Source organism: Acinetobacter sp. 1207_04, from assembly GCF_052850415.1.
Window position 1 is genome coordinate 118,459 of sequence record NZ_VXCQ01000009.1, and the last position, 25,730, is coordinate 144,188.

26 protein-coding genes are annotated in these 25,730 nt (G+C 35.6%); 14 read left to right on the top strand and 12 right to left on the bottom strand.

The annotated features are described in order from the left end of the window. Window positions 1–61 precede the first annotated feature (61 nt). Window positions 62–526, top strand: coding sequence for a hypothetical protein (locus tag FW754_RS10020; RefSeq protein WP_409510103.1), 465 nt, complete (start codon window positions 62–64; stop codon window positions 524–526). Window positions 527–646: 120 nt separating this feature from the next. On the opposite strand, the gene accC is transcribed toward FW754_RS10020, so the two are convergent. Genes accC through aroQ form a run of 3 tightly spaced genes read right to left on the bottom strand, consistent with a single transcriptional unit; the run spans window position 647 to window position 2,917 of the window. Beyond that, the gene (accC, locus tag FW754_RS10025) at window positions 647–2,011 is read right to left on the bottom strand and encodes an acetyl-CoA carboxylase biotin carboxylase subunit (protein WP_409510102.1); all 1,365 of its coding nucleotides are present in this window, start codon (window positions 2,009–2,011) and stop codon (window positions 647–649) included. A gap of 16 nt (window positions 2,012–2,027) precedes the next feature. Beyond that, entirely contained in the window at window positions 2,028–2,444 is a 417-nt protein-coding gene (gene accB / locus FW754_RS10030) for an acetyl-CoA carboxylase biotin carboxyl carrier protein (protein WP_409510101.1), read from the bottom strand. 17 nt (window positions 2,445–2,461) lie between these two features. Then, window positions 2,462–2,917: a type II 3-dehydroquinate dehydratase gene (aroQ, locus tag FW754_RS10035; RefSeq protein WP_409510100.1), complete on the bottom strand. Its 456-nt coding sequence runs from the start codon at window positions 2,915–2,917 to the stop codon at window positions 2,462–2,464. 1,425 nt (window positions 2,918–4,342) lie between these two features. Here aroQ and FW754_RS10040 point away from each other — a divergent pair. From FW754_RS10040 to FW754_RS10050, 3 genes are all read left to right on the top strand, one after another. After that, window positions 4,343–4,519, top strand: coding sequence for a hypothetical protein (locus FW754_RS10040; RefSeq protein ID WP_446324565.1), 177 nt, complete (start codon window positions 4,343–4,345; stop codon window positions 4,517–4,519). Between the two features lie 172 nt (window positions 4,520–4,691). Then, complete coding sequence (locus FW754_RS10045; protein WP_446324566.1) at window positions 4,692–5,048, top strand: GntR family transcriptional regulator; 357 nt, start codon at window positions 4,692–4,694, stop codon at window positions 5,046–5,048. Between the two features lie 492 nt (window positions 5,049–5,540). Next, window positions 5,541–5,723 (top strand): hypothetical protein, encoded by a 183-nt coding sequence (locus FW754_RS10050; protein WP_446324567.1) that lies wholly within the window; start codon window positions 5,541–5,543, stop codon window positions 5,721–5,723. Window positions 5,724–5,819: 96 nt separating this feature from the next. Here the strand turns inward: FW754_RS10050 and FW754_RS10055 are convergent, their stop codons facing one another. Both FW754_RS10055 and FW754_RS10060 read right to left on the bottom strand, forming a co-directional pair. Beyond that, entirely contained in the window at window positions 5,820–6,719 is a 900-nt protein-coding gene (locus FW754_RS10055) for a DUF805 domain-containing protein (protein ID WP_446324568.1), read from the bottom strand. A gap of 192 nt (window positions 6,720–6,911) precedes the next feature. Then, a complete protein-coding gene (locus FW754_RS10060) occupies window positions 6,912–7,829 on the bottom strand; it encodes a LysR family transcriptional regulator (RefSeq protein WP_446324569.1) in 918 nt (305 codons plus the stop codon). A gap of 93 nt (window positions 7,830–7,922) precedes the next feature. On the opposite strand from FW754_RS10060, the gene FW754_RS10065 reads away from it, so the two are divergent. From FW754_RS10065 to FW754_RS10080, 4 genes are all read left to right on the top strand, one after another. Further along, window positions 7,923–9,167: an acyl-CoA dehydrogenase family protein gene (locus tag FW754_RS10065; RefSeq protein WP_446324570.1), complete on the top strand. Its 1,245-nt coding sequence runs from the start codon at window positions 7,923–7,925 to the stop codon at window positions 9,165–9,167. Between the two features lie 132 nt (window positions 9,168–9,299). After that, a complete protein-coding gene (locus FW754_RS10070; RefSeq protein WP_409510093.1) occupies window positions 9,300–10,421 on the top strand; it encodes a phosphotransferase family protein in 1,122 nt (373 codons plus the stop codon). Then, window positions 10,418–11,116 carry a histidine phosphatase family protein gene (locus FW754_RS10075; protein WP_409510092.1) on the top strand — a complete coding sequence of 233 codons (699 nt, stop codon included), beginning with the start codon at window positions 10,418–10,420 and terminating at the stop codon, window positions 11,114–11,116. The genes FW754_RS10070 and FW754_RS10075 overlap by 4 nt, the downstream gene beginning before the upstream one ends. 40 nt (window positions 11,117–11,156) lie before the next feature. Then, window positions 11,157–11,900, top strand: a complete 744-nt coding sequence (locus FW754_RS10080; RefSeq protein ID WP_409510091.1) for an SDR family oxidoreductase — start codon at window positions 11,157–11,159, stop codon at window positions 11,898–11,900. Between the two features lie 88 nt (window positions 11,901–11,988). Here the strand turns inward: FW754_RS10080 and FW754_RS10085 are convergent, their stop codons facing one another. After that, entirely contained in the window at window positions 11,989–12,522 is a 534-nt protein-coding gene (locus tag FW754_RS10085; protein WP_446324571.1) for a hypothetical protein, read from the bottom strand. 47 nt (window positions 12,523–12,569) lie between these two features. Here FW754_RS10085 and FW754_RS10090 point away from each other — a divergent pair, with 47 nt between their 5' ends. Together FW754_RS10090 and FW754_RS10095 are read left to right on the top strand one after the other, a co-directional pair. Next, window positions 12,570–13,298 carry an SGNH/GDSL hydrolase family protein gene (locus tag FW754_RS10090; RefSeq protein ID WP_446324599.1) on the top strand — a complete coding sequence of 243 codons (729 nt, stop codon included), beginning with the start codon at window positions 12,570–12,572 and terminating at the stop codon, window positions 13,296–13,298. Between the two features lie 25 nt (window positions 13,299–13,323). Beyond that, window positions 13,324–13,917, top strand: coding sequence for a uracil-DNA glycosylase family protein (locus FW754_RS10095; protein ID WP_446324572.1), 594 nt, complete (start codon window positions 13,324–13,326; stop codon window positions 13,915–13,917). A gap of 51 nt (window positions 13,918–13,968) precedes the next feature. Here FW754_RS10095 and FW754_RS10100 read toward each other — a convergent pair whose 3' ends face one another. Continuing rightward, window positions 13,969–14,832 (bottom strand): DMT family transporter, encoded by an 864-nt coding sequence (locus FW754_RS10100; protein ID WP_446324573.1) that lies wholly within the window; start codon window positions 14,830–14,832, stop codon window positions 13,969–13,971. A 160-nt stretch (window positions 14,833–14,992) separates the two neighbouring features. Here FW754_RS10100 and FW754_RS10105 point away from each other — a divergent pair, with 160 nt between their 5' ends. Then, a complete protein-coding gene (locus FW754_RS10105; RefSeq protein WP_446324574.1) occupies window positions 14,993–16,399 on the top strand; it encodes an aminotransferase-like domain-containing protein in 1,407 nt (468 codons plus the stop codon). Between the two features lie 39 nt (window positions 16,400–16,438). Here the strand turns inward: FW754_RS10105 and FW754_RS10110 are convergent, their stop codons facing one another. Continuing rightward, complete coding sequence (locus FW754_RS10110) at window positions 16,439–16,870, bottom strand: hypothetical protein (protein ID WP_446324575.1); 432 nt, start codon at window positions 16,868–16,870, stop codon at window positions 16,439–16,441. A gap of 155 nt (window positions 16,871–17,025) precedes the next feature. Between FW754_RS10110 and FW754_RS10115 the strand changes: the two genes are divergently transcribed. After that, entirely contained in the window at window positions 17,026–17,673 is a 648-nt protein-coding gene (locus tag FW754_RS10115) for a class I SAM-dependent methyltransferase (protein ID WP_446324576.1), read from the top strand. Between the two features lie 48 nt (window positions 17,674–17,721). Here the strand turns inward: FW754_RS10115 and FW754_RS10120 are convergent, their stop codons facing one another. Next, window positions 17,722–19,239 carry a phospholipase D-like domain-containing protein gene (locus FW754_RS10120; protein ID WP_446324577.1) on the bottom strand — a complete coding sequence of 506 codons (1,518 nt, stop codon included), beginning with the start codon at window positions 19,237–19,239 and terminating at the stop codon, window positions 17,722–17,724. A 180-nt stretch (window positions 19,240–19,419) separates the two neighbouring features. Between FW754_RS10120 and FW754_RS10125 the strand changes: the two genes are divergently transcribed. Beyond that, window positions 19,420–20,529, top strand: a complete 1,110-nt coding sequence (locus FW754_RS10125) for an S-(hydroxymethyl)glutathione dehydrogenase/class III alcohol dehydrogenase (protein WP_409510082.1) — start codon at window positions 19,420–19,422, stop codon at window positions 20,527–20,529. 155 nt (window positions 20,530–20,684) lie between these two features. After that, window positions 20,685–20,963, top strand: coding sequence for an I78 family peptidase inhibitor (locus FW754_RS10130; protein WP_409510081.1), 279 nt, complete (start codon window positions 20,685–20,687; stop codon window positions 20,961–20,963). A gap of 58 nt (window positions 20,964–21,021) precedes the next feature. Here the strand turns inward: FW754_RS10130 and FW754_RS10135 are convergent, their stop codons facing one another. From FW754_RS10135 to FW754_RS10145, 3 genes are all read right to left on the bottom strand, one after another. Beyond that, window positions 21,022–22,620, bottom strand: coding sequence for an ATP-binding cassette domain-containing protein (locus tag FW754_RS10135; RefSeq protein WP_446324578.1), 1,599 nt, complete (start codon window positions 22,618–22,620; stop codon window positions 21,022–21,024). A 305-nt stretch (window positions 22,621–22,925) separates the two neighbouring features. Further along, window positions 22,926–24,131, bottom strand: a complete 1,206-nt coding sequence (locus FW754_RS10140; RefSeq protein ID WP_446324579.1) for an amino acid aminotransferase — start codon at window positions 24,129–24,131, stop codon at window positions 22,926–22,928. 298 nt (window positions 24,132–24,429) lie between these two features. Beyond that, window positions 24,430–25,725 (bottom strand): HmuY family protein, encoded by a 1,296-nt coding sequence (locus tag FW754_RS10145; RefSeq protein ID WP_446324580.1) that lies wholly within the window; start codon window positions 25,723–25,725, stop codon window positions 24,430–24,432. Between the last annotated feature and the right edge of the window lie 5 nt (window positions 25,726–25,730).

Sequence of the window (25,730 nt, forward strand, 5' to 3'; positions counted from 1 at the left end):
CATGATTTATTCTAAATTTATGCTAATTTATAAACATATGACATTAAGATGCTGATTAGGTATGAAAAAAACAGCTTTATTTATCACGTTATTGTTTTGTGGTTTTGATTTTGCAGTTGCAGCGGAAACTTTGCCAGCTAATGGTGTTCAGGCAAATACAATAAAAATTACGACTCGTCCCGAAATTTTAGGTCTATGGGGGATGGATATTCCTGGAAACAAGAAATGTGTTGAATATTATAACTTTCGTGGTAGCAATGAGGTTGTAGTAAATAGTGGTAAAGAGTGGTCAGCAGGTTTATATGACTATCAGCCATCTCCAGACAATACTTTAGAGAAATGGCCAGCGTTAGTTATGCAAATTAAGTATGAAAACAATGAAAAAGATTGTTCTGGTAATCAGGTTGATCAGTCGGGCGAAGTTTCGCAGTATTATGTCCGTTGGAAAAATAATTCAACATTGAATTTTTGTGCATCGGAAGCCGATGATAAGTGTTTTGCAACCTTACGCCGTGTTTTACCGTAATAATGATTGATTTAATTGAAATTTAATTGAAATTAAAAATAAATAGATAAAATATGTAATCATAAAAAAACCTCTTACATAAAGAGGTTTTTTTTGATTTAAATCTTTTCAAATGATGCATTAAGCATCTTTTTCATGACCTTGCAATTGTTTGAGTAGATGTTTTTCAAGGTAATGAATATCCATTGCTTGTTTGCAGAAGTTTTTATCTTGCAAAATTAAATCTTTATGCAAAGGAATATTGGTTTTAATACCTGTAAGGATCATCTCATCCAATGCTTGTTTCATACGTGCAATGGCAGTTTCACGATCTTGACCATGTGCAATGAGTTTAGCAATCATCGAGTCGTAATACGGTGGAATGCTGTAATCCTGATAGATGTGTGAATCTAAACGAATACCTGCACCACCTGGTGCATAGAAACTTTCAATTTTACCTGGTGAAGGCATAAAAGTTGAAGGATCTTCAGCATTGATACGGCATTCAATCGCATGACCATGAACTTGAATATCTTCTTGTTGCAAGTTCAAACCTAAGCCTGCCGCAATACGAAGTTGTTGTTCAATAATATCAATGCCCGTCACCATTTCAGAAACAGGGTGTTCAACTTGAACACGAGTATTCATTTCAATAAAGAAGAATTCACCATCTTCAAATAGAAACTCAAATGTACCAGCACCCCGATATTGTATGAGCTTACATGCATTTACGCAGGCTTCTAAAATATCAGCGCGCGCTTGTTCAGGTAAACCTGGTGCTGGTGCTTCTTCAAGCACTTTTTGATGACGACGTTGCAAAGAGCAATCACGGTCGTATAAATGTACTGCATGACCATTACCGTCTGCAAGAACTTGAACTTCTACGTGACGTGGTTTTTGTAGGAAGCGTTCCATATACACAGTATCATCACCAAACCACATTTCAGCATCACGCTGTGCAGCTTGAACAGACTCAAGTAGTGTATCTACACGTTCAACAATACGCATACCACGACCACCACCACCTGAGGCAGCTTTAACGATCAGTGGGAAGCCAATTTCTTTCGCTTCGGCAAGGGCATTATTTGGAGTAACTGCATGAGCTGAACCTGGTACAGTTGGTACGCCTGCTTTACGCATTGCTAAAATGGCAGAAACTTTATTCCCCATTTGTCGAATATGTTCAGGACGTGGACCAATGAAAATAAAACCTGAGCTTTCTACGATTTCAGCAAATTCAGCATTTTCAGATAAAAAACCATAGCCTGGATGAATGGCATCTGCACCTGTAATTTCTGCCGCAGTAATAATGGCAGGAATATTAAGGTAACTTTCACTGCTTGCACCAGGACCAATACATACAGCTTCGTCTACAAAGCGTAAATGCATAAGGTCTTTATCTGCATCAGAATAGATGCCAACAGTTTTAATTCCGAGTGTTTTGCATGCCCGAGTGATGCGTAGCGCAATTTCACCCCGGTTTGCAATGAGAACTTTTTGCAACATATCAATCCCCAATCAATTACGCGCGGTAGCGGAATAGTGGTTGACCGAATTGGATCACATCGCCATTTTTAACCAAAATTTCTTCAATCACGCCACTTTGTGTTGCTTCAATTGGGTTCATGATTTTCATTGCTTCAATGATACCCAGTGTGTCACCAGCAGAAACTGTTTGACCGACATTGACAAAAGGTGCTTCACCTGGGTTTGGTGCAGAGTAAAATACGCCAACCATTGGAGATGTTTCTACTGCACCACGTGATGTAGCTTTAATGACTGGTGCTACTTCAGTTGGTGCTGCAACAGTAGCAACACCTGCAACCACAGGATTACGACGTGTCAGGGCGATTGATTGATCACCTTCCTTGACTTCAATGGCTTGAAGATCTGATTCGATCATCAAATCGATAAGCTTTTTGATTTTGCGAATATCCATGGGTTCGTCGTCCTAATTTATGATTGGATTGAAGATTGAAGTTTTTCAATTGCGTAATTGAGTGCGAAGGAATACCCTTTAGCACCTAAGCCACAAATTACGCCAATGGCTTTATCTGATAAATATGAGTGATGTCTAAAGGCTTCACGTGCATGAACATTAGACAAATGTACTTCAATAAAAGGGATGGCAACGCCAAGTAACGCATCACGTAGAGCAACAGAGGTATGAGTTAGTGCAGCAGGGTTGATAATGATCATCTGTACACCATCTTGTTGAGCTTGATGAATACGATCTACAACGGCGCCTTCCCAATTGCTTTGAAATGTGTCAAGACTAATATCTGATTGCTGAGCTTGAGCAATGAGTTGCTGATTGATGTCATTCAGCGTCAAGTGACCGTAAACTTCGGGCTCGCGTTTGCCCAATAAATTTAAATTTGGTCCGTGAATGACCAAAATGGTCGAACTCATTGTGTCTACTCCAATATATAAGTTGCAAGTTTCTTTGCAAGATGTCTGCAAAGTTTGCATATTATGGCATGTTTTTCTACATAAACTTTATAAATTCTTTGAATTGTCTTAGAAAAGCTATGCCATGAATTCGCTATATATTGTTAATTTTGTAAGTAATTGGCAATGTTAAAATATGACATTTTTTATATTTTTTTATAATATGTCCTTAGCGTGTATATTAAACCGAATTGGCGAAAACTATTCATTTGTTTTATGTAGCAGTTTTGTCCATGTTAATACTATTCATTGTGATGGTATTGTTCAATACGATAAGTAATCGCCTAACGAAAGATAAGATGTTCTGTGATAGATGGCATTTATATATTTTAACCGTAGCCTGAATCCAAAGTATTTGTACGGAACAGTATTGATTTGAGAATAGTGAGTACTATTTTAATGTTGATCTATGCTCAATTTCGTATTACTCAACATAGCAACGAGCAAGTGCCTTTTATTGTTTTGATATCAAATATTTATTTGATAAATTTCAGTTTTTAAATCAGTCCTGTATTATGAGTGTTACTTGATATTGTAAGGTCATGAATAAAAAATAATTAAACTATAAAAAATTGTTGTTTTTGTAAGTTGATTAATCTGATTGATTACTTTGTTTGGTTGATTGATATTTTTAATGTTCCGCTTATGTACCAACAGACTCAAGAAAATTTAAGGGTTTTCGGATAGATATTTAAATAAAGTTTAGATGCTTTTAGAGTATTGGATTGACCTATTCGCTCATCAACACTTCGTGTTCATTACGTGAAGGGACTGAAAATCCCCCGATGTCGTTGGCAAAAGTTAGGTTTTAGAATAATAAACGCACGATAGTGAGAGCGTGTTGTAATTGGACTTAGTCTGAAAAACTTTTATTACGGTTTGTGCTTAGATTGGATGTCGTTTAAACAATACTACTATTCAAACTTATAACCATTTTTCAACTTAAAACATTCATATTTTGGCTTTACTTTGATTTTTAGAACTTTAAATATACTGAAATCTATATATTTTTCACATTTTAAGTATTTTTTTATTTGTTAAGTTAATTAAATAATTGAAATATTCACTTGAATATATCCCCGAGAATTTTGCATCAAAAATCCTAAAATGAATGATTTCACAAGATTATTGTTAAGTTTTACTAATTGTACATTCGTTTTTTTTTATCGTTGTTCAACATCTGGACGTTATAAGTTCTTGAAGCAGACCACTATCTTTATGAAATTCAGACCACTTTAGACTCTATTCACTATAAAGTAGCGCAATGTAAATATGATTGAGTCGTTTTGGAGCAGGGATGTCAAATTTGAGTGAGTTTCGAATTGAATGCGGTATTACAGCAGGCTGAGTCAATTGATCATTTTAATGCGTTAAAACGTTGTACAGTTGGCAGATGTTCATATTCATTCTACTTATGTTTTTGCACCACCCATTAGCGCTACGTTGTGTAAAGCGCTAATGGATCCTAGTTGTCAGCAGATCTATTTGTTAGGCGATCATACTGTGCCAGAGCAATTATTATCTGAATTTACAGCACGAACAGGTATTACGATGCCTCTTTAATTGGTTTGCAATTGGGGATAGATGAGCATTACGCAGCACATTTGATATATGATTTACTTTATGGTGAGCATTTTTTGAAAAAATATCTGTTTTTGTTGAATTTGCCGAAACAATTTTGAAGCATCATTTAGAAATGAGTCGCCAAGCTGAACAAGTAGCTTAAAAGAGATGAATGAATTTATTTAATCTATTCACCTTACTGTTGTATAACGCTCAGTATAAGTTAAAGGTACGGTTGTATTTGGCATTTAAGCAAAGTATTCAGACTTTACAATGGGGACGGGATTTAAAATGCCACTCAAGTCGTTTTCTGTCAGAAAGTTTAGGTATTTCTCGAGATACGGTTGAAAAGTCTTATCAGCAATTAGAACATGAAGGATGGTTATATCGCATTAAGGGTAAAGGAATATTTATAAAAGTTAATGCTCAACAAAAAATTGAACCTAATACATCGACTACGTTGCCCGCCGTATCAAGTAATGAGTATGTATTACCTGAAAGCCAACAGCGTTTACAGGCTTTATATTGACTATTTAAAAATAATCGATTTAAAAACCATTTATGTCACACCCGCTAATTTCCAACTGGTGTAGAAATGAGTTTAGAGCGTAGGCAACAATTGATTGCACTTGCTCAGCAGACAGGCGCCTATATCTTAGAAGATGGATTATGATGCTTTTCTTATGGGACAACAGCAAAAACCTGCACTACTTGCTTTGAATCATCAACACACGATTTAGTTAGGATCATTAAGTAAATATCTTTTACCAAGTCTAAAGCTCTCTTATTTAATTTTACCCAATGCACTGATTGAACCATTTAAGCATTATCGTAACTATATGGAAGGAAGTGCACCATCACAGTATATGCAATCTATTTTGGCGCAATTTATGCAAAAGGAGACTATGCGGATTATTTAGCCGATATGCAGGTATAGTATTTAGGGCGTTATCAGTCATTTATTGTTTTATTTGATCAATATTTAAGTGAATATTGTGAGATAGGCGAACAGCGTTCATATATGCAAATGGCGTGTTATTTTAAGAAAAATATCCCAATCAAATTTGAACAAGTTTTGGTTGATGGTGCAGCGCTACAACAAATTTCATTAACTGCATTGAGTCAGTTTTATACAGATAAAGCTAAATACGGGTTTGTACTTGGTTTTTCAGCCTTAAACCATACTGAAATCCAACTATGTTGATTCAACTAAAAGCACATTGATTCAACATGAATTGAAACGGCTTGGAGAATCCTAACCGTTGTATTTGAATTAAATGAAATATTTTGCCTAATTCTATTATTGTGACGATGCTACATTCACTGCTGCTTCAGCCGCCGCTTGTGCATCACGAACAGCATCCTCAGCACTTTGTTGTACATGATTTGCTTCATTTTCAGCACGTTGTAACTCATTGTCTAACTGAATTTGTGCGGTTGTTTGAGTATCTTCTGATGCTTCAATTTGAGGCGATGTGTCACGATTCACATGTAATGGGCGCTGTTGAGTTTCTTCGATATGAACATTTTGTTCGATAGGAGGGGCAACAGGAGTATGGTTTTCAGAATCATCACCATAAGGATATGCGGTATTTGAAGTTATTTCTGAATCAACCATACTTGGAAGTTGCTGGAATATTTCAGGTTTAGTCATCACAATACTAAGAAGAGCCACATAAAAGACTAAGAAAACAGCCATAAAAGCGAGATACAAATAGCCTAAGAACTTTTCAGCTTGTTCCGTTGGGCGAAACGCTCCGTAAGCATTTCGTTCCTTTGTTCCTCGTGCCACAAAAATATAAATTGAAAAAATGGTTCCAATAAGAGGAATAAAAATCAGTAAAGCCAACCAACCACTTTTATTTAAGTCATGCAAACGCCTAATACAGATAATAATAATGGAGGCTATAAATGCAATACACAGTAAGACAGCGAGTAAAATTGAAATGATGGTCAGCGGATGGCTAAAAGAATTTGTAGGGTCTTGTACGGCTGAAATTGCATATCCTGTAAGTCCAAGAGAAAATAAAATTGTAAAAATACACGAAAAACTCATCGCTAAAATAAAATTCCAAGCGAGGAAAGATAAACGAGTAAAACGCCCGCTAGGGGAGAGGGGACTATCCGAAGATGAGTTATTTATTGACTGAGGTGTTGTATTTCCAAAAGGAGTGTCCAGTGGATTACCTAAATTATTCATCAGGTGAATGTCCTTACTTTTATTTTAGAATGATTTGTTTCTATTTTAATCAATAAATTCATTGAAATACAGTAAATAGCCTAAGCAAAATTTAAAAATAGTGAGATTCCGGAAAAATTAAGCTCAATAATCACTTGTTAAAACAACAATGAATTGATGAATACAAGATACTTGACCGATTTTACAAATAGCCTAAGTAAATATTTTAATCATTTCACCCCTCAAAAATAAATGCCTTGAATTCTCCAATAAATCTTTATACCAAAACATACCAATATTTAAAATCGGTAAATCAACAGGATAATCCAAAACATTTAACTTCTTTGGAATTTGAAAATGACTCAAAATTCCTTTGGGAATACTCAGCATCGCAGTAGGATATTGCTCCAAAATTTGCAACGCCGTGGAATAATGTTGGCATCTTAGGAAAATTTGCCGATTTTGTTTTTTCTTACTCAAATGAATGTCCTCAAGCAAAATTCCTTCACGCCGGGAAGAAACGCCTATATGCGGTGCTGAAAAAAAATCATCAGCAGTAATATGATTTTGATGAGTGCACAACACATAATAATCTTGAACAAGCGTTTGGAACTGAATTTTATCGCCATAATTTTGTTGTAAATCAATCACAAAATCTATTTGCTGTGCAGCAAGATCTGCCACAGCCGTTTTACGGTCTAGGCGAAAACTTTGAAACTGAATGTCTAAATTCAACTGATTAAAATGTTGAATTAAGCGTGGGAAAATAATTGGCTCAATTTCATCATGTACAGCAATTTTTAAAGTTTTGACCATACTGGAGTCAAACTGTTGTCGTTGCTGAGAAATATTTTGAATCGAAAATAGCGCTTGACTGATGGGATGATAAATCTGCTCAGCAAAGGGGGTCGGGAGCATTTTAGCACCAGCACGAACAAATAAATCATCTTGCAACTGTTGGCGTAGACGCTGTAATGCATGACTTGCTGCCGATTGGCTGACGTAAAGCATTTGTGCCGCTTTCGAAATGCTTTTTTGCTCATAAATGGCGATAAAAAGTGGATAAAGATTAATATCTAAATGATGGAAAATAGACAAATCAATTTTTCTATTGTGATGAATTAAATTCATAGTAGGCAATCAAATTAAATCATTTTATTCATAATAGTTTTAAGGTTAATGTGTTGTAAAGCGTAAATGAACAGATAAATAAAGGATTTGATGATGTTTGAGCTTTCCGCACGTACACAAGATTATATTGAGCGTACCAAAGCATTTATAAAAAATGAAATTGAGCCTGTAGAAACAGAATTTTGGAATGACGTTCATCATCTTAATCAAGGAGGTGATTGGACAAAGTGGCAATGGCCTGCACAACTCGAAGTTTTAAAAAATAAAGCCAAAATTGCGGGTTTGTGGAATATGTTCTTGCCAGATGCTGAACTTGGTCAAGGTTTATCAGTTCAAGAATATGCACATATTGCAGAACTTTCAGGGCGTAGTTTAATTGCTCCCATCGTTTTTAACTGTAATGCACCAGATAGCGGCAATATGGAAGTTTTATGGCGATATGGTACAGAATCACAAAAAGAACAATGGCTTAAACCTTTGCTTGATGGAAAAATACGCTCAGTTTTTTGTATGACTGAGCCTGCTGTAGCATCGAGTGATGCGACCAATATGCAAGCTACAGCTGTTATTGAGGGTGATGAAATTGTTTTAAATGGGCGTAAATGGTGGTCATCAGGTTTGGGCGATCCAAATGCAAAAATCATTATTTTTATGGCCCATACTCCTGATTCAACCAAAGACCGTCATCATCAACACTCAATGGTTCTTGTTCCTATCGATACACTTGGTGTAAAAATTGAACGTATGCTTCCTGTATTTGGTGACTACGATGCGCCTCATGGGCATGGTGAAATCAGCTTCAATAATGTCCGTGTACCGATTACGAATTTTATTGGTGGTGCAGGGCAAGGTTTTGAAATTGCACAGGGTCGTTTAGGACCTGGACGTATTCATCATTGTATGCGATGTATTGGTGCTGCAGAAAAATCACTAGAATTGATGATTGACCGAGGTATGGATCGTAAAGCTTTTGGGCAAGAGGTTTTAAAATTGGGTGGTAATCTTGAACGAGTTGCTGAAGCACGTGTGGCAATAGATCAAGCACGTTTGTTGACGTTGTATGCTGCGTTTAAAATGGATAAATTTGGCAATATGGCAGCACTCACTGAAATTTCAGCCATTAAAGTTGTTGCACCTTCGGTACTTGAAAAAGTAGTTGATATGGCAATCCAAATTCACGGTGGTATGGGCGTGTCACGTGATACTCCATTGACAGGATTTTTTGCGCAAGCGCGTAGTCTGCGCCTCGCTGATGGTCCTGACGAAGTTCATAAAGCGATGATTGCGAAATTAGAACTAAAAAAACGCGGATATGGATCACATAAAAGTAAGCATTAAAATTACGCATGTTATGCTGAGATCAGGATTTAATTTATCTATAATATTCAATGATGTTACTAAGTAAAAAATATTATTGAATATTGAAATAAAGCGCGATAAAACATTAGGTTAACGATTTAGGGAATAAAAATGTCAACAATTGATCTTGGTGGTGCAGTACGTGCAGGTGAAGAACTTGATGTTCGTGCCGTTGGCAATTGGCTAATTGAACATGGTTCAGAAATATCAGGTCCTGTTGAAGTTACACAATATTCAGGTGGTGCATCGAATTGGACATATCGCCTAAAATATAAAAATGCTGATTTAATTTTACGTCGTCCACCAAAAGGCACTAAAGCCAAATCAGCACATGACATGGTTCGTGAATTTAACGTGCAAAATTGGCTTGCACCTTTTTACCCTGTAGTCCCTGAAATGGTTGCACTTTGTCAGGATGAATCCATTATTGGTTGTGACTTCTATGTAATGAAACGCATCGAAGGGATTATTCCGCGTGCAAAACTTCCACCTGAATTAAATTTTGGTGAAAAAGAAGTCCGTGAATTGTGCATTAATGGACTAAATAAACTCATTGAACTGCATGATGTGCCTTACAAAGGAACTAAACTTGAAAGTTTAGGTAAAGGAGATGGCTATTGTCGCCGTCAAGTTGAAGGTTGGGATATACGTTATGATAAAGCCCATACTATCAATGTTCCGAGTTTTAAGTTTGTCCGTGAATGGTTAAAAAATAATATTCCTGAAGATTCAAAAAGTTGTGTCATTCACAATGATTGGCGTTTTGACAATATCATTCTCGATCCTAAAAATCCAACGCAAGTGATTGGGGTGTTGGATTGGGAAATGGCAACTATTGGTGACCCTTTGATGGATTTAGGTTCCGCTTTGGCTTATTGGGTTGAAGACACAGATGGTCAAATTTTTAAATCAACACGGCGCCAACCGACTCATTTGAAAGGTATGTTTACTCGTAAAGAAGTGGTGGAATATTATCTTGAAAAAACAGGTTTAAAAACTGAAAATTGGGCATTTTATGAAGTATTTGGTATTTTTAGATTAGCTGTCATCGCACAGCAAATTTACTACCGTTACTATCATAAACAAACGGATAATCCTGCATTTAAAGATTTTTGGATCATCATTCATGCACTACATATTCGCGCCTTGAAATTGATTGGTAAGCAAAAAATTGAAGCCAATGAAATTGCACAAAAATATATCGAAAAAATGAAGGAATTATTACCAAAATGACCACGATCTATTTGGTTCGTCATGGACAAGCATCGTTTGGTGCTGAGTCTTACGATAAATTGTCTACGACAGGTGAGCAACAAGCGACTGTGCTTGGACAATATTTTCAGAAAATTTTGAAAGAACAGCCTTATGTTGTTGCAGGTGGTATGCAACGGCATCGTCAAACGGCAGATTTTTCTTTAGCAGAATGTTTCCTTGATGCAACGCCTCATATTAATGTCGGCTGGAATGAGTTTAATCATCAACAAGTTTTTGCCAAATATGATGCACGTTTTAATGAACCGCATTTACTGAAACAAGACGTTGCTAAAGAAATTAGCCCTCGAGCATATTTAGCCAAAATTTTCGAAGGGGCTATTTCTCGTTGGACAGATGGCGAATATCACCATGAATATGATGAATGTTGGCCACATTTTAAAGCCCGTGTCGAAGATACTTTACAAAATTTATGTAATGAGTTGGCGCAATCAAAACCTCGATATGCCGTAGTATTCACGTCAGGTGGCGTGATTTCTGTTGCAGTGGGTAAATTACTTGGACTCAGCCCTGAAAAAACCTTTGCTTTAAATTGGGCGATTGCCAATGCAAGTTTGACGACTCTTCGCCTTGTCGGAAATGAGCCTCAACTTCTCAGCTTAAATGAACATCATTACCTAAAAGCCGAAGATGCTCAATTACTTACGTGGATTTAATTTATCGCTAAAATATTAAGATAAGGAAAGGAAGAATCGCATGGCGAAAACAATTTTAATTACAGGTGCAAGTTCAGGTATTGGTGCAGGAATGGCACGTGAATTTGCACAAAAGGGCTATAATTTAGCGATTTGTGCACGGCGTTTAGAGCGTCTAGAAAGTTTAAAAAAAGAATTAGAAAATCAATATGGCGTAAAAGTGATTGCCAAAGTATTGGATGTCACTAACTATGATCAAGTTTTCCAAGTTTTTCGTGAGTTTAAACAAGAGTTTGGTACGCTAGAGCGTGTTATTGTAAATGCTGGAATTGGCAATGGTCGTCGCATTGGCAGTGGTAAATTCGAAATTAACCGTGCCACTATTGAAACCAATTTCATTTCAGCTTTGGCACAATCTGAAGCTGCTGTAGAAATTTTTCGTGAACAAGAATTTGGTCATTTGGTGATGATTTCATCAATGAGTGCAATTCGTGGTATGCCAAAACATTTAACTGCTTATGGTGCAAGTAAAGCAGCAGTGGCTCATTTGGCAGAAGGTATTCGTGCAGAATTGCTCAATACACGTATAAAAGTGACCACAATTTTCCCGGGTTATATTCGTACTGAAATTAATGAAGGTGCGAAAAAACTTCCATTTGAAGTGGATGAGAAAACAGGATCACATTTACTCGTAAAAGCTATTGAAAAAGAGCCTGTAAAAGCCTATGTCCCACAATGGCCATGGTTGCCACTCGGTTTAGCGATGAAAGTATTACCTTTAAGCATTGTAAATAAGTTAGGTTAAATCGTTTTTATTTAATATTCCTTGTTCTTTTGGGATGAGCAACTAGTTCCGTAAGAAGGTGGTGGTTTAAAAATTCTCTCCAATCTGTTTACTTCGCAAGTTTTTTGGATATAGAGGAATATATTCCTCTATATTTTAGATGCAATTTTTGTATGGATTGGTAAGATTTAACGATATATGCCAACTGTAAATAGCCTTCCGATTCCGTATCATCCAATAAAATATGGACTTTCACCCAATGCTGAGCAATAGGAGTGCCAAATATTTCAATTGTCGTATTACGTGGAATTTCAACAAATGAAATACTATCAATTTTCGGCTGCTGACGTAATTTAACCCGAGAAATCGTTGAAGCACTGACAATACCATTTAACAATGCTAAGAAATCATTCAATGTCGATTCATCTAAAGTATCTTTTTCAGGGTTAAAGCATAGTACAAGAAAAATGTTTTTTTCAAGCCATTGCTTATAAGCAGCAATTTTAGAGCTAAAGTCACGACTTGATTTACAATTGGGATCAATCCATTGTCTTGAATTATCCGTCAGTGTAATTTGATCCCCAATATTGTCATGAAATATTTCAAAGGCTTGATCGAAATCAGGTTCTGAAAAAATTGACATAAACGTGTAAGATATAGCAAGCACCACACTTCTAATGCATCTTATAAATTATGCTGAAAATACTCACTGCTGCACTATTGCCATCCTTATTGATTCAAGGCTATTTTGTTAAAAAGAATACACTCCGATTACCTGAAGCCAAAGGACAACGTAAGGGAGTGCTCAATAGTGGAAAAACAGCATTATCTATTCTTATTGTTGGAGATTCAGCTGCAGCAGGTGTTGGTGTCGAAAATCAACAAGATGCATTACTAGGCTCAATTTTAACAGAGCTTCAACACGATTTTGATCTGCGTTATCAGTTGGAAGCTAGAACAGGTGATACGACATTACAAGTTTTGGAAAGAATGCAAATGTTGGAAATTAAACCGTTTGATATTGTTATCACCTCCGTGGGTGTCAATGATGTCACTAAGTTAATTTCACCTCAAAAATGGATTCAGCAACAACAAGAATTTTATACTGTAATTGAAAGGAAATTTTCTCCCAAAATGGTTTTAGTTACTGGCGTTCCTCCAATGAATCTCTTTCCTGCCTTGCCAAACCCTTTAAGTTGGTTGTTTGGACAATATTCAAGTGCTATGAATAATAAATTAGAAAAACTCATTGAGCAAAAGAGAAAATTTGAAAATGCAGGCGACTATCATTTAATTCAATTTGATTTAGCGCATTTTAAAACATTGAATTTACAAATGGCAGAAGATGGGTTTCATCCAAGTAAAGAGATTTATCAACTTTGGGCACAGCAAATTGTTGAAAAAATTCAACGTAAATAAGTAAAAGTATGGATTCTGAAACTATATGTCTATTATCGAAACCCATCCACTTGAACCATTCTTACCAGCAAATGCAAAATTATTGATGCTTGGCAGTTTTCCACCACCAAAAACACGTTGGAAAATGGATTTTTATTATCCAAACTATCAAAATGATATGTGGCGAATTTTTGGTTTAATTTTTTTCAACGATAAAGATCATTTCCTAGATTTACCTAATAAGAATTTTAAAGAACAACAGATCCGAAATTTTTTAACTGAAAAAGGCATTGCAATTTTTGACACGGCGTATCAGGTTATTCGTTTAACAGGAAATGCTTCAGACAAATTTTTGCAGATTGAAACACCAACGGATTTAACAGTGCTTTTAGCCAAAATTCCTGAATGTCATAGCATTATGACGACAGGAGATAAAGCTACGGACACCTTAATGCTTTCAATGCCAAAAGAAACAGAAAAACCCAAAATTGGTCAAGCTGTTAAAACTCTGTTTGCAGATCGCGAAATCACTTTGTATCGTATGCCTTCTTCCTCTAGAGCATATCCTTTGGCTTTGGAAAAGAAAGCAGAAGCTTATAGACAGTTGTTTGAAGATGTTGGTTTAATATCTTCAAAGTAATTTATAAGTATTTCTTTATTAAAGTATCTTTAAGAAGTAAATAAAATGTTTTTAAGCAAATTTCTTTGCTAACGCCACACAAATAATGGTTGCGATACAGACAACAATCATCGATAAATCAATTTTTTCATTAAGCAATAAATAGGAAAAGTAAAACCCAATAAAAGGTTGCAAGAGTTGAATTTGTCCTACTTTTGCGATTCCGCCTTGAGCTAAACCTTTATACCAGAATAGAAAACCAAGCCACATACTAAATACAGATACATAAATTAAGCCTAAAATTTGGGCGGTATGTACAGCATTAAAATTGTTTGGGAAATAGTAGATTGTTCCAATGAACATCAGCGGTAATGTAATAACCAGTGCCCATGAGATGACTTGCCAACCACCCAAGTCTTTTGAGAGTTTTCCACCTTCAGCATAACCTAAACCACAACTTATAACGGCAATTAACATATAGAAATCGCCAATGTTTAAATTAAAGTTTTGGTTTTGGTAAAACATATAACCCATGACACATGTACTACCTAAAATTGCAAATAACCAAAATTGCAAATTTGGCTTTTCTCCACCACGTAAAACAGCAAAAATAGCGGTAGCTAGCGGTAATAAGCCGACAAAAACAATCGCATGGGAAGAGGTTACACTTTGCAAAGCAAGTGCTGTAAATAATGGAAAACCGATAACAACACCCAAAGCTACAATGGTTAATGACTTGAACTGTTGCAAATTAGGCTTTGTTTGTTTAAGCAATAATAAACACATGAGCCCGATGAATCCTGCGATTAAAGCCCGAACAGTAGTTAAAAATTCAGGACTAAATCCGATCACGGCGATTCGTGTCGCAGGTAATGATCCAGCAAAGATCGCTACACCAATAAAACCATTGATCCAACCTATATTTATTTTATTCATCAAAAAGTCACTCATGTCTTAAGTACTAAATTACGCATTGAAATTATGATGATTTAACGATATTTTTAAATAATGGAATAGCTACAATCAAATACAGTTTTTCGAAACTGTTATGCTTATTTAAACAATACAATTTTTAAATTTTATTGACGTATTTTATATGGCCAAAACTAAAATCACCTATACAGTGCAATTTATTCAAGATCAAATTTCAAATAAGTCTTTGATAGTAGGTGCTCGTTTACCTTCTGTTCGTCAGTTGGCGACACAACTCAATTATTCAATTTCGACGGTTGTTGAAGCCTATGCACGATTAGTAGCAGAAGGCATTTTAGAATCTCGAAAAGGTTCTGGTTATTATGTATTAGGTAAAATTGAACCGACTCTAAATACTGAAACACCAATTCAATATCAGCGTGAAATTGATCCGCTTTGGATTTCTAGACAATCTTTAGAAGCAAATAAAGACACATTAAAGCCGGGTTGTGGTTGGTTACCAAGTCACTGGATGCCTGAACAAACAATTCGTAAAGCACTCAAGCAAGCTGCAAAATCTGAGCGTATTTTTTTAACCGATTATTCCAAGCCAAATGGACACAATGAACTAAGACAATATATTGCACGGAAAAAAGAACTTTATAATTTAAAAATAAATTTGAATCAGATTCTCATTACCGATTCAGCTACACAATCAATAGATCTTATTTTTAGAAATGTGCTGAAAGCGGGAGATGTTATTTTAATAGATGACCCTTGTTATTTTAATTTTAGAGCATTGATTCAAGCGCATGGACTTAAAGCCGTTGCCATACCGTTTACTGAGCATGGTCCAGATTTAGCAATATTTGAGCAAGCACTAAATCTTCAACCTAAAATTTATCTAACCAATTCAGCAATTCATAATCCCACAGGGGCAATCGTTTCGTTACAAACGATATATCAAATTTCTAAACTTGCAGAAAAATTTAATTTTTTGATCATTGAAGATGATATTTTTGCTGATTTTGAAACAACATCAGCACCACGTTATGCTGCACTAACAGGTTTTAAACAAGTCATTCAAATTGGTAGTTTTACCAAAACACTTTCAGCCGCTGTCCGCTGTGGATACATCATTTCCGAAGTACAACGCATTGATGCATTGATCGATTTAAGGATTGCAACAAATTTTAGTCATAGCCATTTAAATGCTGAAATTATTTATCAAGCATTAATTGATAGCAGTTATCCCAAGTATTTAGATGGATTGAAAAAACACTTATTAAAAACCATGAATGATACCATTCGGAAGCTTGCAGAATTAGAGATTCATCCTTGGATCATACCGACAGCAGGAATATTTTTGTGGTGCAAACTCCCTGATGGTATTCATGCTACTGATTTATCAAAATTATGTTTAAAATATGATGTGATCTTAGCGCCAGGGAACTCATTTAGCCAAGCTGAAAATGCTGGACAGTTTATGCGATTTAATGTTGCACAATGCATTGATCAAAAAGTATTTGATGTATTAGCTTTGGCACTTTCAGCATTAAAGAACATCGAAATTGGAAAAGAAGATGATTAATTCTACAATTTTAGACCCATTAGCATTTTATCTAATGCATTAGTCTTCATATTCCACATAATCCCATAAATTAAGTCGAGCTTTTATTTCTTTACGAATATGAGGCAGAAGAGGAAGTAATGTTCCATCAATCCATAGACTGAGCAGTTGGGTGCTAATAGGGCAGTTATTTTCATCAATGATTTGTGCACCTTTGACTAGGGTTTCATCCACAGTAATAGCTTCTATACCTTTAAATAAAACTTGTAATTCATGACCTGTATCAACAATTTGCCACTCAAGTTCTATTTCAATATTTTGATTCGACTTCAGTACGACTTGACCTTGTAAAATATCATGTTCTTGAATACAGTTATATTCGACACGAACCTTACTTAAAAACCAATGTTGTTCTTTAAGATCATCTAAGGTTTTACGGGGAACTAAAATATTACTGAGATTGAATTGCTGACTTAAATCAAAAAACTGCATGGGGAGAAGAGCTAACTAAAAATAGGGCATTAAGCAAGTTGAGCATAGTAAAACAATAATAAAGCTGAGTAAAATTATTCCTATATATATTGAAAATAAGTATAAATAGTTATTTGCTGGCGATGATAAAACTAGAAGCCAAATAGGATAAGTTTATGAATATTCAAGATGTACCAAGTCCAATCGACCTCAGAAACCCTCAAGATGCATTAAATTGGGCAAATGAAGCCAATGATAAACGTCCTTGGCGTTATGACTTTTTTGATTATTATGTCAGTTTTATTCAAGAATTAGAACAACAACGAGATCATATTAAAAATACTCTCCCAATCCACGTTTTAGAAATAGGTTCAGGTCCAGGCTTTTTGGCAAAACATCTACTAAGTCATTGTCTAAATATCCACTATAGCGCTGTAGATTTTTCTCAAGCGATGCATGAGCTTTCTAAAAATAAGTTACTTTCTTGCGAGTTAGAGCGAGCAAGTTATGTTATTGCAGATTTTAAAACATCACAATGGCGAGATGAGTTAGCACATTACGACGTCGTGATTATTCATCAAGCATTACATGAGTTAAGACATAAACATCATGCTACTCAATTTCATATTGAAGTTAAAAGTCTACTTAAACCTAATGCAAGTTATTTAGTATGTGATCATATTTTTGCTACTGATGCGATGCAAAATAACGAACTGTATATGTCGAAATATGAACATTTTCAGCGTTTAAAACAAGCTAGCTATCAGCACGTTAATTTAGTTAAAGAGCATCAAGGTTTATGTCTGTTTTTAACAAAGATCTAAATGGTAGGCTAAATTCATAAAAGTACGAACAGTGTAATTTATATGTAATTACATTAACCATTCAATTGGTAAATAAGAAACAGAATACATCATAAAACGTTGGAATTTTGTTGTTTGCGGATCATGGCTGTACGTTTGAATTTTTCCATTTGACTGATGGTCATACCAAATTAATTCACCCCGATCATTGAGTTTTACCTCATAAGCAACTTTGTATTTATGTTCATTGAACAACTGACTAATTTGTTTTTCTAAATCTACTGATTTGACGACTAAACCAACTTCAGTGTTAAGGTGAAATGAACGTGGATCAAGATTAAAGGAGCCAATAAAAACCTGATCATCTTGGCTTATAAATTTCGCGTGTAGACTCGATTTACTTTTACCTTTTTCGGGGATCACATTACCTGTTGCTATTTCGTACCAAGTACGGCGCTTACGTTCAATGTAGGGTTTAAATTCATACAGTTTTATGCCATTTTTGAGCAGATCTTTACGATATTTTTGATAAAATGCATGTACTAATACAACATCATTGGCAACGAATGAATTGGTCAGGACACTAACATCAATATTATTCTTGGAAAGATTGGTTAGATAATTTGTTCCAACTTGAGTAGGTACAAAATAAGCTGCAATCAAATCTAAATTTTTCTTTGGTCGTCCCATTTCTCTTTCAATTTGATACATAATCAATTGCTGATCTTTCGCTTGATCTAACGTTTTAGCAGGTGAATCGGCGAGGAATTTTGCATCTGCCCATTGCATCCGATTTTCTTTTAATTGTTGTGCTAACTGTTTTTGTTCTGCATCCACTTTATCATCTGTAGGGTGATCTTGTTTTTCTAAATCTTTGTATTGCGCCCGAAGTTTGATTAAATCTTTTTCTGTACCTGTATCAAGCAATTGCTGTGCAGGATAACTCAGTGGATGATACCAAAAATCAGCAAAAACAGTATTTGCATGGTGTACAGCAGTACCTAAAAATAATATATCCATGTCGGTAAATTGAAATGATGAACTTGCATCAAAATATTCACTACTTATATTGCGCCCACCTGTAACTGCAATCGTGCCATCCGCTATAATTAATTTATTGTGCATTCTGCGGTTAATTTTTGCAGCACGTAATAAATAATCTATAACTCTAAAATTTCGATATTTATAAGGATTATAAAATTTGATATGAATATTTGGATGTGCCATTAAAGCTTTTAACTGTGGGTCTAGTTTTGTACCATTTTGATCATCGATTAAGAGCTGAACTTGAACACCACGATCAGCAGCTTTCAACAACTCATATAGTACTAATTTGCCAATAAAATCATCGGCCCAAATGTAATATTGTAAATCTAAGGTATGACGTGCTTCACGAATTAAATGTATACGTGCAGCAATACTTTGAAAGGCGTCGCTCATAGCAATATAACCGGTTTTTCCAGCATCGACTTGAGCACGTTCTTGCGACGTTTTAATCCATTGTTCAGGATGAGTTTGTGTTTCTTGATGTAGTTTAGATTCTTGATTGCGTGGAAGTGCACAGCCCGTTAATAGCATAATCATCATCGTTACACCGAATATTGAAATAATCTTTACAGATTCATTTTGTGAATTTTTAACAATCATTGGTCTTTTTTTAATCCATGATTAATACAGCATATCATTCCTTTATACCTTGAATCTGTAAAGTAAAAAAGGTTACTGTATTGGCTCTGTTTATGTAATTCAATAAAGGATGTGCTCACGATGAAATCACGTGCTGCAGTGGCATTTGGACCAGGACAACCGCTACAAATTGTAGAGCTTGATGTTGCGCCACCACAAAAAGGTGAAGTACTCATAAAAATCAGCCATACAGGCGTGTGCCATACCGATGCATTTACCTTATCAGGTGATGATCCTGAAGGTGTTTTTCCTGCCGTTCTAGGACATGAAGGCGCAGGTGTCGTTGTTGAAGTTGGCGAAGGTGTGACTTCAGTAAAACCTGGCGATCATGTTATTCCATTATATACGGCAGAATGTGGCGAATGTTTATTCTGCAAATCTGATAAAACCAATTTATGTGTTGCAGTACGCTCAACACAAGGCAAAGGCGTAATGCCTGATGGTACAACTCGTTTTTCTTATAACGGCGAACCTATTTACCATTATATGGGCTGTTCAACATTTAGTGAATATACCGTTGTTGCTGAAGTTTCATTGGCAAAAATTAGTCCTGAAGCTAATCCTGAGCAAGTGTGCTTGCTTGGATGTGGTGTAACGACAGGTTTAGGCGCAGTATCCAATACAGCAAAAGTTCAAGCAGGTGATAGTGTTGCTGTCTTTGGACTGGGCGGTATTGGACTTGCAGTTGTACAAGGTGCACGTAAAGCTAAAGCAGGTCGTATTATTGTCATAGATACAAATGCTGAAAAATTCAAATTAGCTGAAGAATTTGGCGCAACAGACTTCTTAAATCCAAAAGATTATGATCTACCAATTCAGCAAGTGATTGTCGAAATGACTGGTTGGGGCGTAGACCATTCATTTGAATGCATCGGTAATGTCAATGTCATGCGCTCAGCACTTGAATGTGCCCATCGTGGTTGGGGACAATCAGTGATTATTGGTGTTGCAGGATCGGGTCAAGAAATTTCAACTCGTCCGTTCCAATTGGTGACTGGTCGTAAGTGGATGGGAACAGCTTTTGGTGGTGTAAAAGGTCGTACTCAATTACCAAAAATGGTTGAAGAAGCCATGAAAGGTGATATTCAGCTTGAACCTTTTGTTACACATACAATGGGTTTAGAAAAAATCAATGAAGCCTTTGATTTAATGCATGAAGGTAAATCGATTCGCACGGTCATTCATTTTTAAAATTAATTAATTTATAGAAAATTAATTTAGAGAAAGCTTACAGATCAATATTCGTTAGCTTTCTCATTTACATGATAAGTACATAAAATTTAGATATTTCATGCCGATATATTTACTTTTTTTTGTTATGGTATATTTTTTGGATGATGATTCTTATGAAAAAAATTTTATTTTTAGCTGCTCTATCTTTAGCCGTTTCTGCATGTACTTCTACACCATCGCAGAGTCCAACTACATTATGTATTGCAGATCAAGCAACGCTTTTAATTGGTCAAAATGACTTATCAGAAGCAAAAATTAAGTCACTGACCAAAGCAAGTCATGTACGTAAAGTAGGACCAAATCAACCTGTTACAATGGATTATAGAGAAGATCGCGTGACTGTTGTTGTTGATCCAACAACCAAAAAAATTATTCAAGCATCATGTGGTTAATTCATAATTGGTTTAAACACCTGAATAAATTAAATTTATTCAGGTGTTTGTTTAAAGGCTAATTCAATATATATTCATCAATAATTCCACATTGATCTACAAAAATATCATCATGTGAAACTAAGATGCTTGCACCTTTAAATTGTGAGATTGCTTGTGCAAGTAATGCTTTAGATTCAATATCTAAATGATTTTCAGGTTCATCTAAAAGCAATAAATCAACATTTTGCTGTGCATGGCTGATAGCAAGTAATGCCACTTTTAGTTTTTCACCGCCACTGAGTTGCGCAATTTGAAGTAGAGATTTTTCACGGCGAATGCGTAATTGCCCCAATAAACCACGCCACTCAACCTCAAGAATATTGGGATTAAAGCGTGTTAGGTTTTCTATAACAGTGAGTTCATCATCTAATAAGCTAAAGTTTTGATCTAAATAAATACTTTGTCCAATTTTGAAAACATCTGCATTTTGTAAATGGTTTTGAATTATTCCATGCTCATGCTGATGAATCATTTTTAGTAAAGTGGATTTACCAACACCATTTTTGCCCTTCAGATGAAGTTTTTCACCCACATGAACAGCAAATTTTATGTTTAGATCAGGTCGGTAAGGTATTTTGATATCATTAAGTCTTAAAATTTCACCCGATTGAGTAGAGTGAAAATGAAATTCAAATTTTTGAGGCTTAATTTTTTCAAATTGTTTCTGTTTTTCATTTAAATTTTCATAGCTTTCTTCATTTTGACGAACTTGTTGTGCTCTAAGTTTTCCAAAGCTGTGTCCAGCTCGTTCTTTCTTAAAATCTAACAAAACTTTTGCTTGAGAACTTGCTGCTCTTAATTGAATTCCTTTACGTTGTCGTTTCTGTGTTTTCATCAGAGTTTCATGTTGTTGCTTACATTGTAGTTTTAATGTACGTTTTTCCTGTTGAATTGATTGTGTTAAGGCATTCAATTGTAGCTGATATTGCTCAAGGTAATCGTCATAATTTCCAGAAACATGTCTTAGTCCAAGATCACTTAAAGCAAAAATATGCTGAGCATGCTTCAACAATTGGCGATCATGACTAATTATACAAACACCACCTTTATGCGCATGAATTGATTTTATTAACCATTGACGAGCAGAAGCATCCAAATGATTACTTGGTTCATCTAAAAGTAAATAATGATCCTGTTTTAAGAATAAACGGCACAATGCTAATTTAGTTTTTTGACCTTCGCTGAGTTGATGCACAGGAAACTCTAAATCTGTCGGTAAATTAGCATTGAGCAAAATGTTTTGCCATTGTTGTGGTAAATCCCAACAATGTTCAACCAAATCATAATCTTCAAAAGTTGCTGTATTATTTTCAATACGTAAAAAAGCATGATGTAAATGCTCAACTCCTAAGGTATGCGCAATTGTATCTGCATTCAAACGCTGTAGTTGAGGTAAATAATCATGCGGTATATTCCATGAAATATTCCCTGAAAAAGCAAATTCTGAATTATTTTGAGCATGTAAAAGCTTAAAAAGAAGTGATTTTCCTAAACCATTGCGACCAATCAATGCCGATATTTGTCCCGAAAATAGTACAAAATTAAATTGATCAAACATTAATTGAGTTGGAAATTCAAAGCTTAAATTAGAAATTACACAAGCTTGCTGAGTCATAACAATCCCCATAGTTTGAGGACGTGCAAAATGATTTTGTAGGAATAGAGTGCTATAAATAAAACGTATATGTTAAAAAAATAAACGAAAATATAGTTATAGAGAAATCTTGCCTAGAGTATGGTCTATTTTACACATCAAAAAAAAATTAAAAAATAATGATGAGAAAATGACTTACTTCATTGGCGTTACTCTTTATAAGAAAGGGGCGAGGAATAGGTATTGTACAAAAATAACTCAAATTGTCAAATCTAAATAGATCCCTAGTTAACTAAAGATCTATTTAATTTATAAATTTTGTTGTGTTAAGCGACTGTTTTTAATACATCCACAAAAGATGTTGCCACATAGTCAATGTTTTTCAAGTTCAAACCTGCAGCACAAATACGCCCGCTACGAAGCAAGTAAATACCGTATTGATCTTTTAAAGTATCAACTTGGTTTGCAGTTAAACCTGTATAACTGAACATACCTTGCTGCTTCACAAGATAGCTAAAATCACGTCCTGGTAATGCAGCTTCAAGTTTTGCTTGCAGTAAAAGACGCATTTGAATAATACGTTCACGCATTTCGTTCAATTCGGCATGCCATTGTGCAGTCAATTCAGGGCTGTTCAAGACAGTATCAACCACTAACGCACCTGTTGTTGGTGGGCTAGAGTAGATACGACGTACAGTTGCTTTAAGTTGACCTAAAACTTTTAATGCCGTTTCTTGATCGTCTGCCACGAACGTTAAGCCACCAACACGCTCGCCATAAATTGAGAAGATTTTTGAGAATGAATTACTAACAATAAAATTCATACCCGATTTGTCGAGCGCACGAATTGCATAAGCATCTTCTTCAAGACCTTGACCAAAACCCTGATAGGCAATATCGAGGAATGGTATTAAATCGCGCTCTTGTAATACAGTAATCACGCTATCCCATTGCTCAGGTGTTAAATCCGCGCCTGTTGGGTTGTGACAACAAGGGTGGAGCAAGACAATACCTTTTGCAGGAATAGTCTGTAAATCTGCCAACATTCCTTCAATATCAACACCATTGGTAGATGCATCAAAATAAGTATAAAAATGTGATTTCACGCCTGCGCCATTAAAAATCGCAATGTGATTGTCCCAAGTCGGTTGGCTGCCCCAAATATCAGAATCAGGAAAATATTTATTTAAGAAATCTGCACCGACTTTGAGTGCACCTGAACCACCCAAAGTTTGAATCGTCACTGCACGACCATTTTGGCGAGCTTGTGAGTTTTCACCCAATACCAATTGTTGTGTAGAAGCGTTATAAGACTTTGAACCATCCATAGGTAAATAAAGTTTTACCTTTTCATTAAGCGGTTCAATTTTTTTCAATGCTGTTTTAACTGCTTCAAGTTGAGGAACAATCGTGTCCTCATTGTAGTAAAGACCAATACTCAAATTGACTTTATTACTACGCTCATCCTTTCCGAACTCTTCCATAAGAGAAAGAATCGGGTCTCCTGCATAAGCATCTACATGTTGAAACATGGTCAAAGTCCTACAATAATGGTAATGATTAAACGATATTTGTCGTGCTCGATCATATATGTATATCGAAGTCTGACTCAACAGCAGAAATACGAAATTTTCTTATAACTCATTCAACTTTGGTTTATAACAGGCATCATTTTTGCATATTTAGCGTTATTAACGATAAACATGGAGCCAAAGCTCCATGTTGTATAGTTATGGGTTGTAACAATGAATTATGACGATTTCATCGTACTTATCCAATCTATCCCAAAGAAAAGAGTAGAGAAGACTTATCATCTAGAACTCATTTCATTTATTTGCTCGGTTGAACATCAAATTCGAAGGTCCATGTCGATTGACTTGCAGCCTTTGCTGGATCGGCATAGCTAATTTCTTTTAAATGTACACGTGCATAACTTGAACCTTTATTACCACGAATCATCGTTGCATTGTCAATATTGGCTTTGAGCATATGAGGAGCTTGTAAACCATCTGCCTGAGCTGTCTCAATGGTTGGATAATAATTATACCAACCATAATTTAACTTGGCAGGATAAGCCCCTTGGTAAGCAGGATTCAACACAGAAGTAATCGTATTTGAACCCCATTTTGAAACTGTTGCTGTTGTTGTAGCTTTTAAATCTGTTAAGGTCGCTGTAAAAGCATTACTATCCTTAAATTTCTCAGTGATGACTTTACCATCTGCATCATAAAAGCCTGTAGGTTGAGAGGCAACAACACTTCCGACTTGAGCATTTTGTTGGACATTATAGCGGTTGAAAGCTAATTGCCATGACCCCGTGCTTTTGTCACTAATTGTGCCTGTATTTAAGTCAACATATGCCCAACCTTTACTTGCATCAACTGTCAATGTTCGAACATCTTCAGGATTTGCTGTATTGATATAGCGTAAAGAGACATAACCTGAGGTAGAACCTTGATAATAATTGTAAATTTGTACAGCAAATACAGGTTTCTCAACCGTACCAATGACTTTGGTTGAACTATTATCAGTTGTGACTAAATAAGTCTTAAAATTCGGTGACATACGATGATCACCAAATACATCATATTCAAAGAAACTACTTATACCATTTTTACTGTCCATAAATGCATTACTAAATGCATCGACAATCCATGCTTGAGCAGGCAATGCACCTGCTTGAGTTGCATCTTTTTCTTTACTGAGCGTTGCCCAACTAGCATCAAATGGAGAATATAAAGCACCACCAGTTCCTGAGCCACTCACCCCGCTATTGGTAAATAACAATGGCGTTCGTGTACCCATTGCAAATTTCAAATCCCAATCACTGCCATCACAACTGATTTGTGCTTGCGTATCAATGTCATAACAATAAGACATATTGGATGCAGGTTGAATTTTCCATTCTTTTGCTTTGACTGTAAATAAATCGGTAGAAGCGGGTGGTGTAACATTACCACCGCCTGTATTTGAGTTTGAATTGTCATTTGATGAACTGCCACCACCACATGCAGTTAAAATTAGCCCCAATGTAGTTAATGCCATGACTTTAGAGAGCTGCGTCATGGTTAAAGATGTCGTAAAGCTCGACATTATTGTTTTACTCAAATCAGAACGATTGTTCATGTACT

What these genes read in the sequence shown, in the direction of transcription:
- accC (WP_409510102.1), bottom strand. Translation starts at nt 2,011, where the DNA reads ATGTTGCAAAAAGTTCTCATTGCAAACCGGGGTGAAATTGCGCTACGC.
- FW754_RS10055 (WP_446324568.1), bottom strand. Translation starts at nt 6,719, where the DNA reads ATGAATAATTTAGGTAATCCACTGGACACTCCTTTTGGAAATACAACA.
- FW754_RS10130 (WP_409510081.1), top strand. Translation starts at nt 20,685, where the DNA reads ATGAAAAAAATTTTATTTTTAGCTGCTCTATCTTTAGCCGTTTCTGCA.
- FW754_RS10115 (WP_446324576.1), top strand. Translation starts at nt 17,026, where the DNA reads ATGAATATTCAAGATGTACCAAGTCCAATCGACCTCAGAAACCCTCAA.
- FW754_RS10120 (WP_446324577.1), bottom strand. Translation starts at nt 19,239, where the DNA reads ATGATGATTATGCTATTAACGGGCTGTGCACTTCCACGCAATCAAGAA.
- accB (WP_409510101.1), bottom strand. Translation starts at nt 2,444, where the DNA reads ATGGATATTCGCAAAATCAAAAAGCTTATCGATTTGATGATCGAATCA.
- FW754_RS10080 (WP_409510091.1), top strand. Translation starts at nt 11,157, where the DNA reads ATGGCGAAAACAATTTTAATTACAGGTGCAAGTTCAGGTATTGGTGCA.
- aroQ (WP_409510100.1), bottom strand. Translation starts at nt 2,917, where the DNA reads ATGAGTTCGACCATTTTGGTCATTCACGGACCAAATTTAAATTTATTG.
- FW754_RS10065 (WP_446324570.1), top strand. Translation starts at nt 7,923, where the DNA reads ATGTTTGAGCTTTCCGCACGTACACAAGATTATATTGAGCGTACCAAA.
- FW754_RS10110 (WP_446324575.1), bottom strand. Translation starts at nt 16,870, where the DNA reads ATGCAGTTTTTTGATTTAAGTCAGCAATTCAATCTCAGTAATATTTTA.
- FW754_RS10145 (WP_446324580.1), bottom strand. Translation starts at nt 25,725, where the DNA reads ATGAACAATCGTTCTGATTTGAGTAAAACAATAATGTCGAGCTTTACG.
- FW754_RS10125 (WP_409510082.1), top strand. Translation starts at nt 19,420, where the DNA reads ATGAAATCACGTGCTGCAGTGGCATTTGGACCAGGACAACCGCTACAA.
- FW754_RS10050 (WP_446324567.1), top strand. Translation starts at nt 5,541, where the DNA reads ATGCAAATGGCGTGTTATTTTAAGAAAAATATCCCAATCAAATTTGAA.
- FW754_RS10020 (WP_409510103.1), top strand. Translation starts at nt 62, where the DNA reads ATGAAAAAAACAGCTTTATTTATCACGTTATTGTTTTGTGGTTTTGAT.
- FW754_RS10135 (WP_446324578.1), bottom strand. Translation starts at nt 22,620, where the DNA reads ATGACTCAGCAAGCTTGTGTAATTTCTAATTTAAGCTTTGAATTTCCA.
- FW754_RS10095 (WP_446324572.1), top strand. Translation starts at nt 13,324, where the DNA reads ATGTCTATTATCGAAACCCATCCACTTGAACCATTCTTACCAGCAAAT.
- FW754_RS10100 (WP_446324573.1), bottom strand. Translation starts at nt 14,832, where the DNA reads ATGAATAAAATAAATATAGGTTGGATCAATGGTTTTATTGGTGTAGCG.
- FW754_RS10140 (WP_446324579.1), bottom strand. Translation starts at nt 24,131, where the DNA reads ATGTTTCAACATGTAGATGCTTATGCAGGAGACCCGATTCTTTCTCTT.
- FW754_RS10075 (WP_409510092.1), top strand. Translation starts at nt 10,418, where the DNA reads ATGACCACGATCTATTTGGTTCGTCATGGACAAGCATCGTTTGGTGCT.
- FW754_RS10105 (WP_446324574.1), top strand. Translation starts at nt 14,993, where the DNA reads ATGGCCAAAACTAAAATCACCTATACAGTGCAATTTATTCAAGATCAA.
- FW754_RS10060 (WP_446324569.1), bottom strand. Translation starts at nt 7,829, where the DNA reads ATGAATTTAATTCATCACAATAGAAAAATTGATTTGTCTATTTTCCAT.
- FW754_RS10045 (WP_446324566.1), top strand. Translation starts at nt 4,692, where the DNA reads ATGAATTTATTTAATCTATTCACCTTACTGTTGTATAACGCTCAGTAT.
- FW754_RS10085 (WP_446324571.1), bottom strand. Translation starts at nt 12,522, where the DNA reads ATGTCAATTTTTTCAGAACCTGATTTCGATCAAGCCTTTGAAATATTT.
- FW754_RS10070 (WP_409510093.1), top strand. Translation starts at nt 9,300, where the DNA reads ATGTCAACAATTGATCTTGGTGGTGCAGTACGTGCAGGTGAAGAACTT.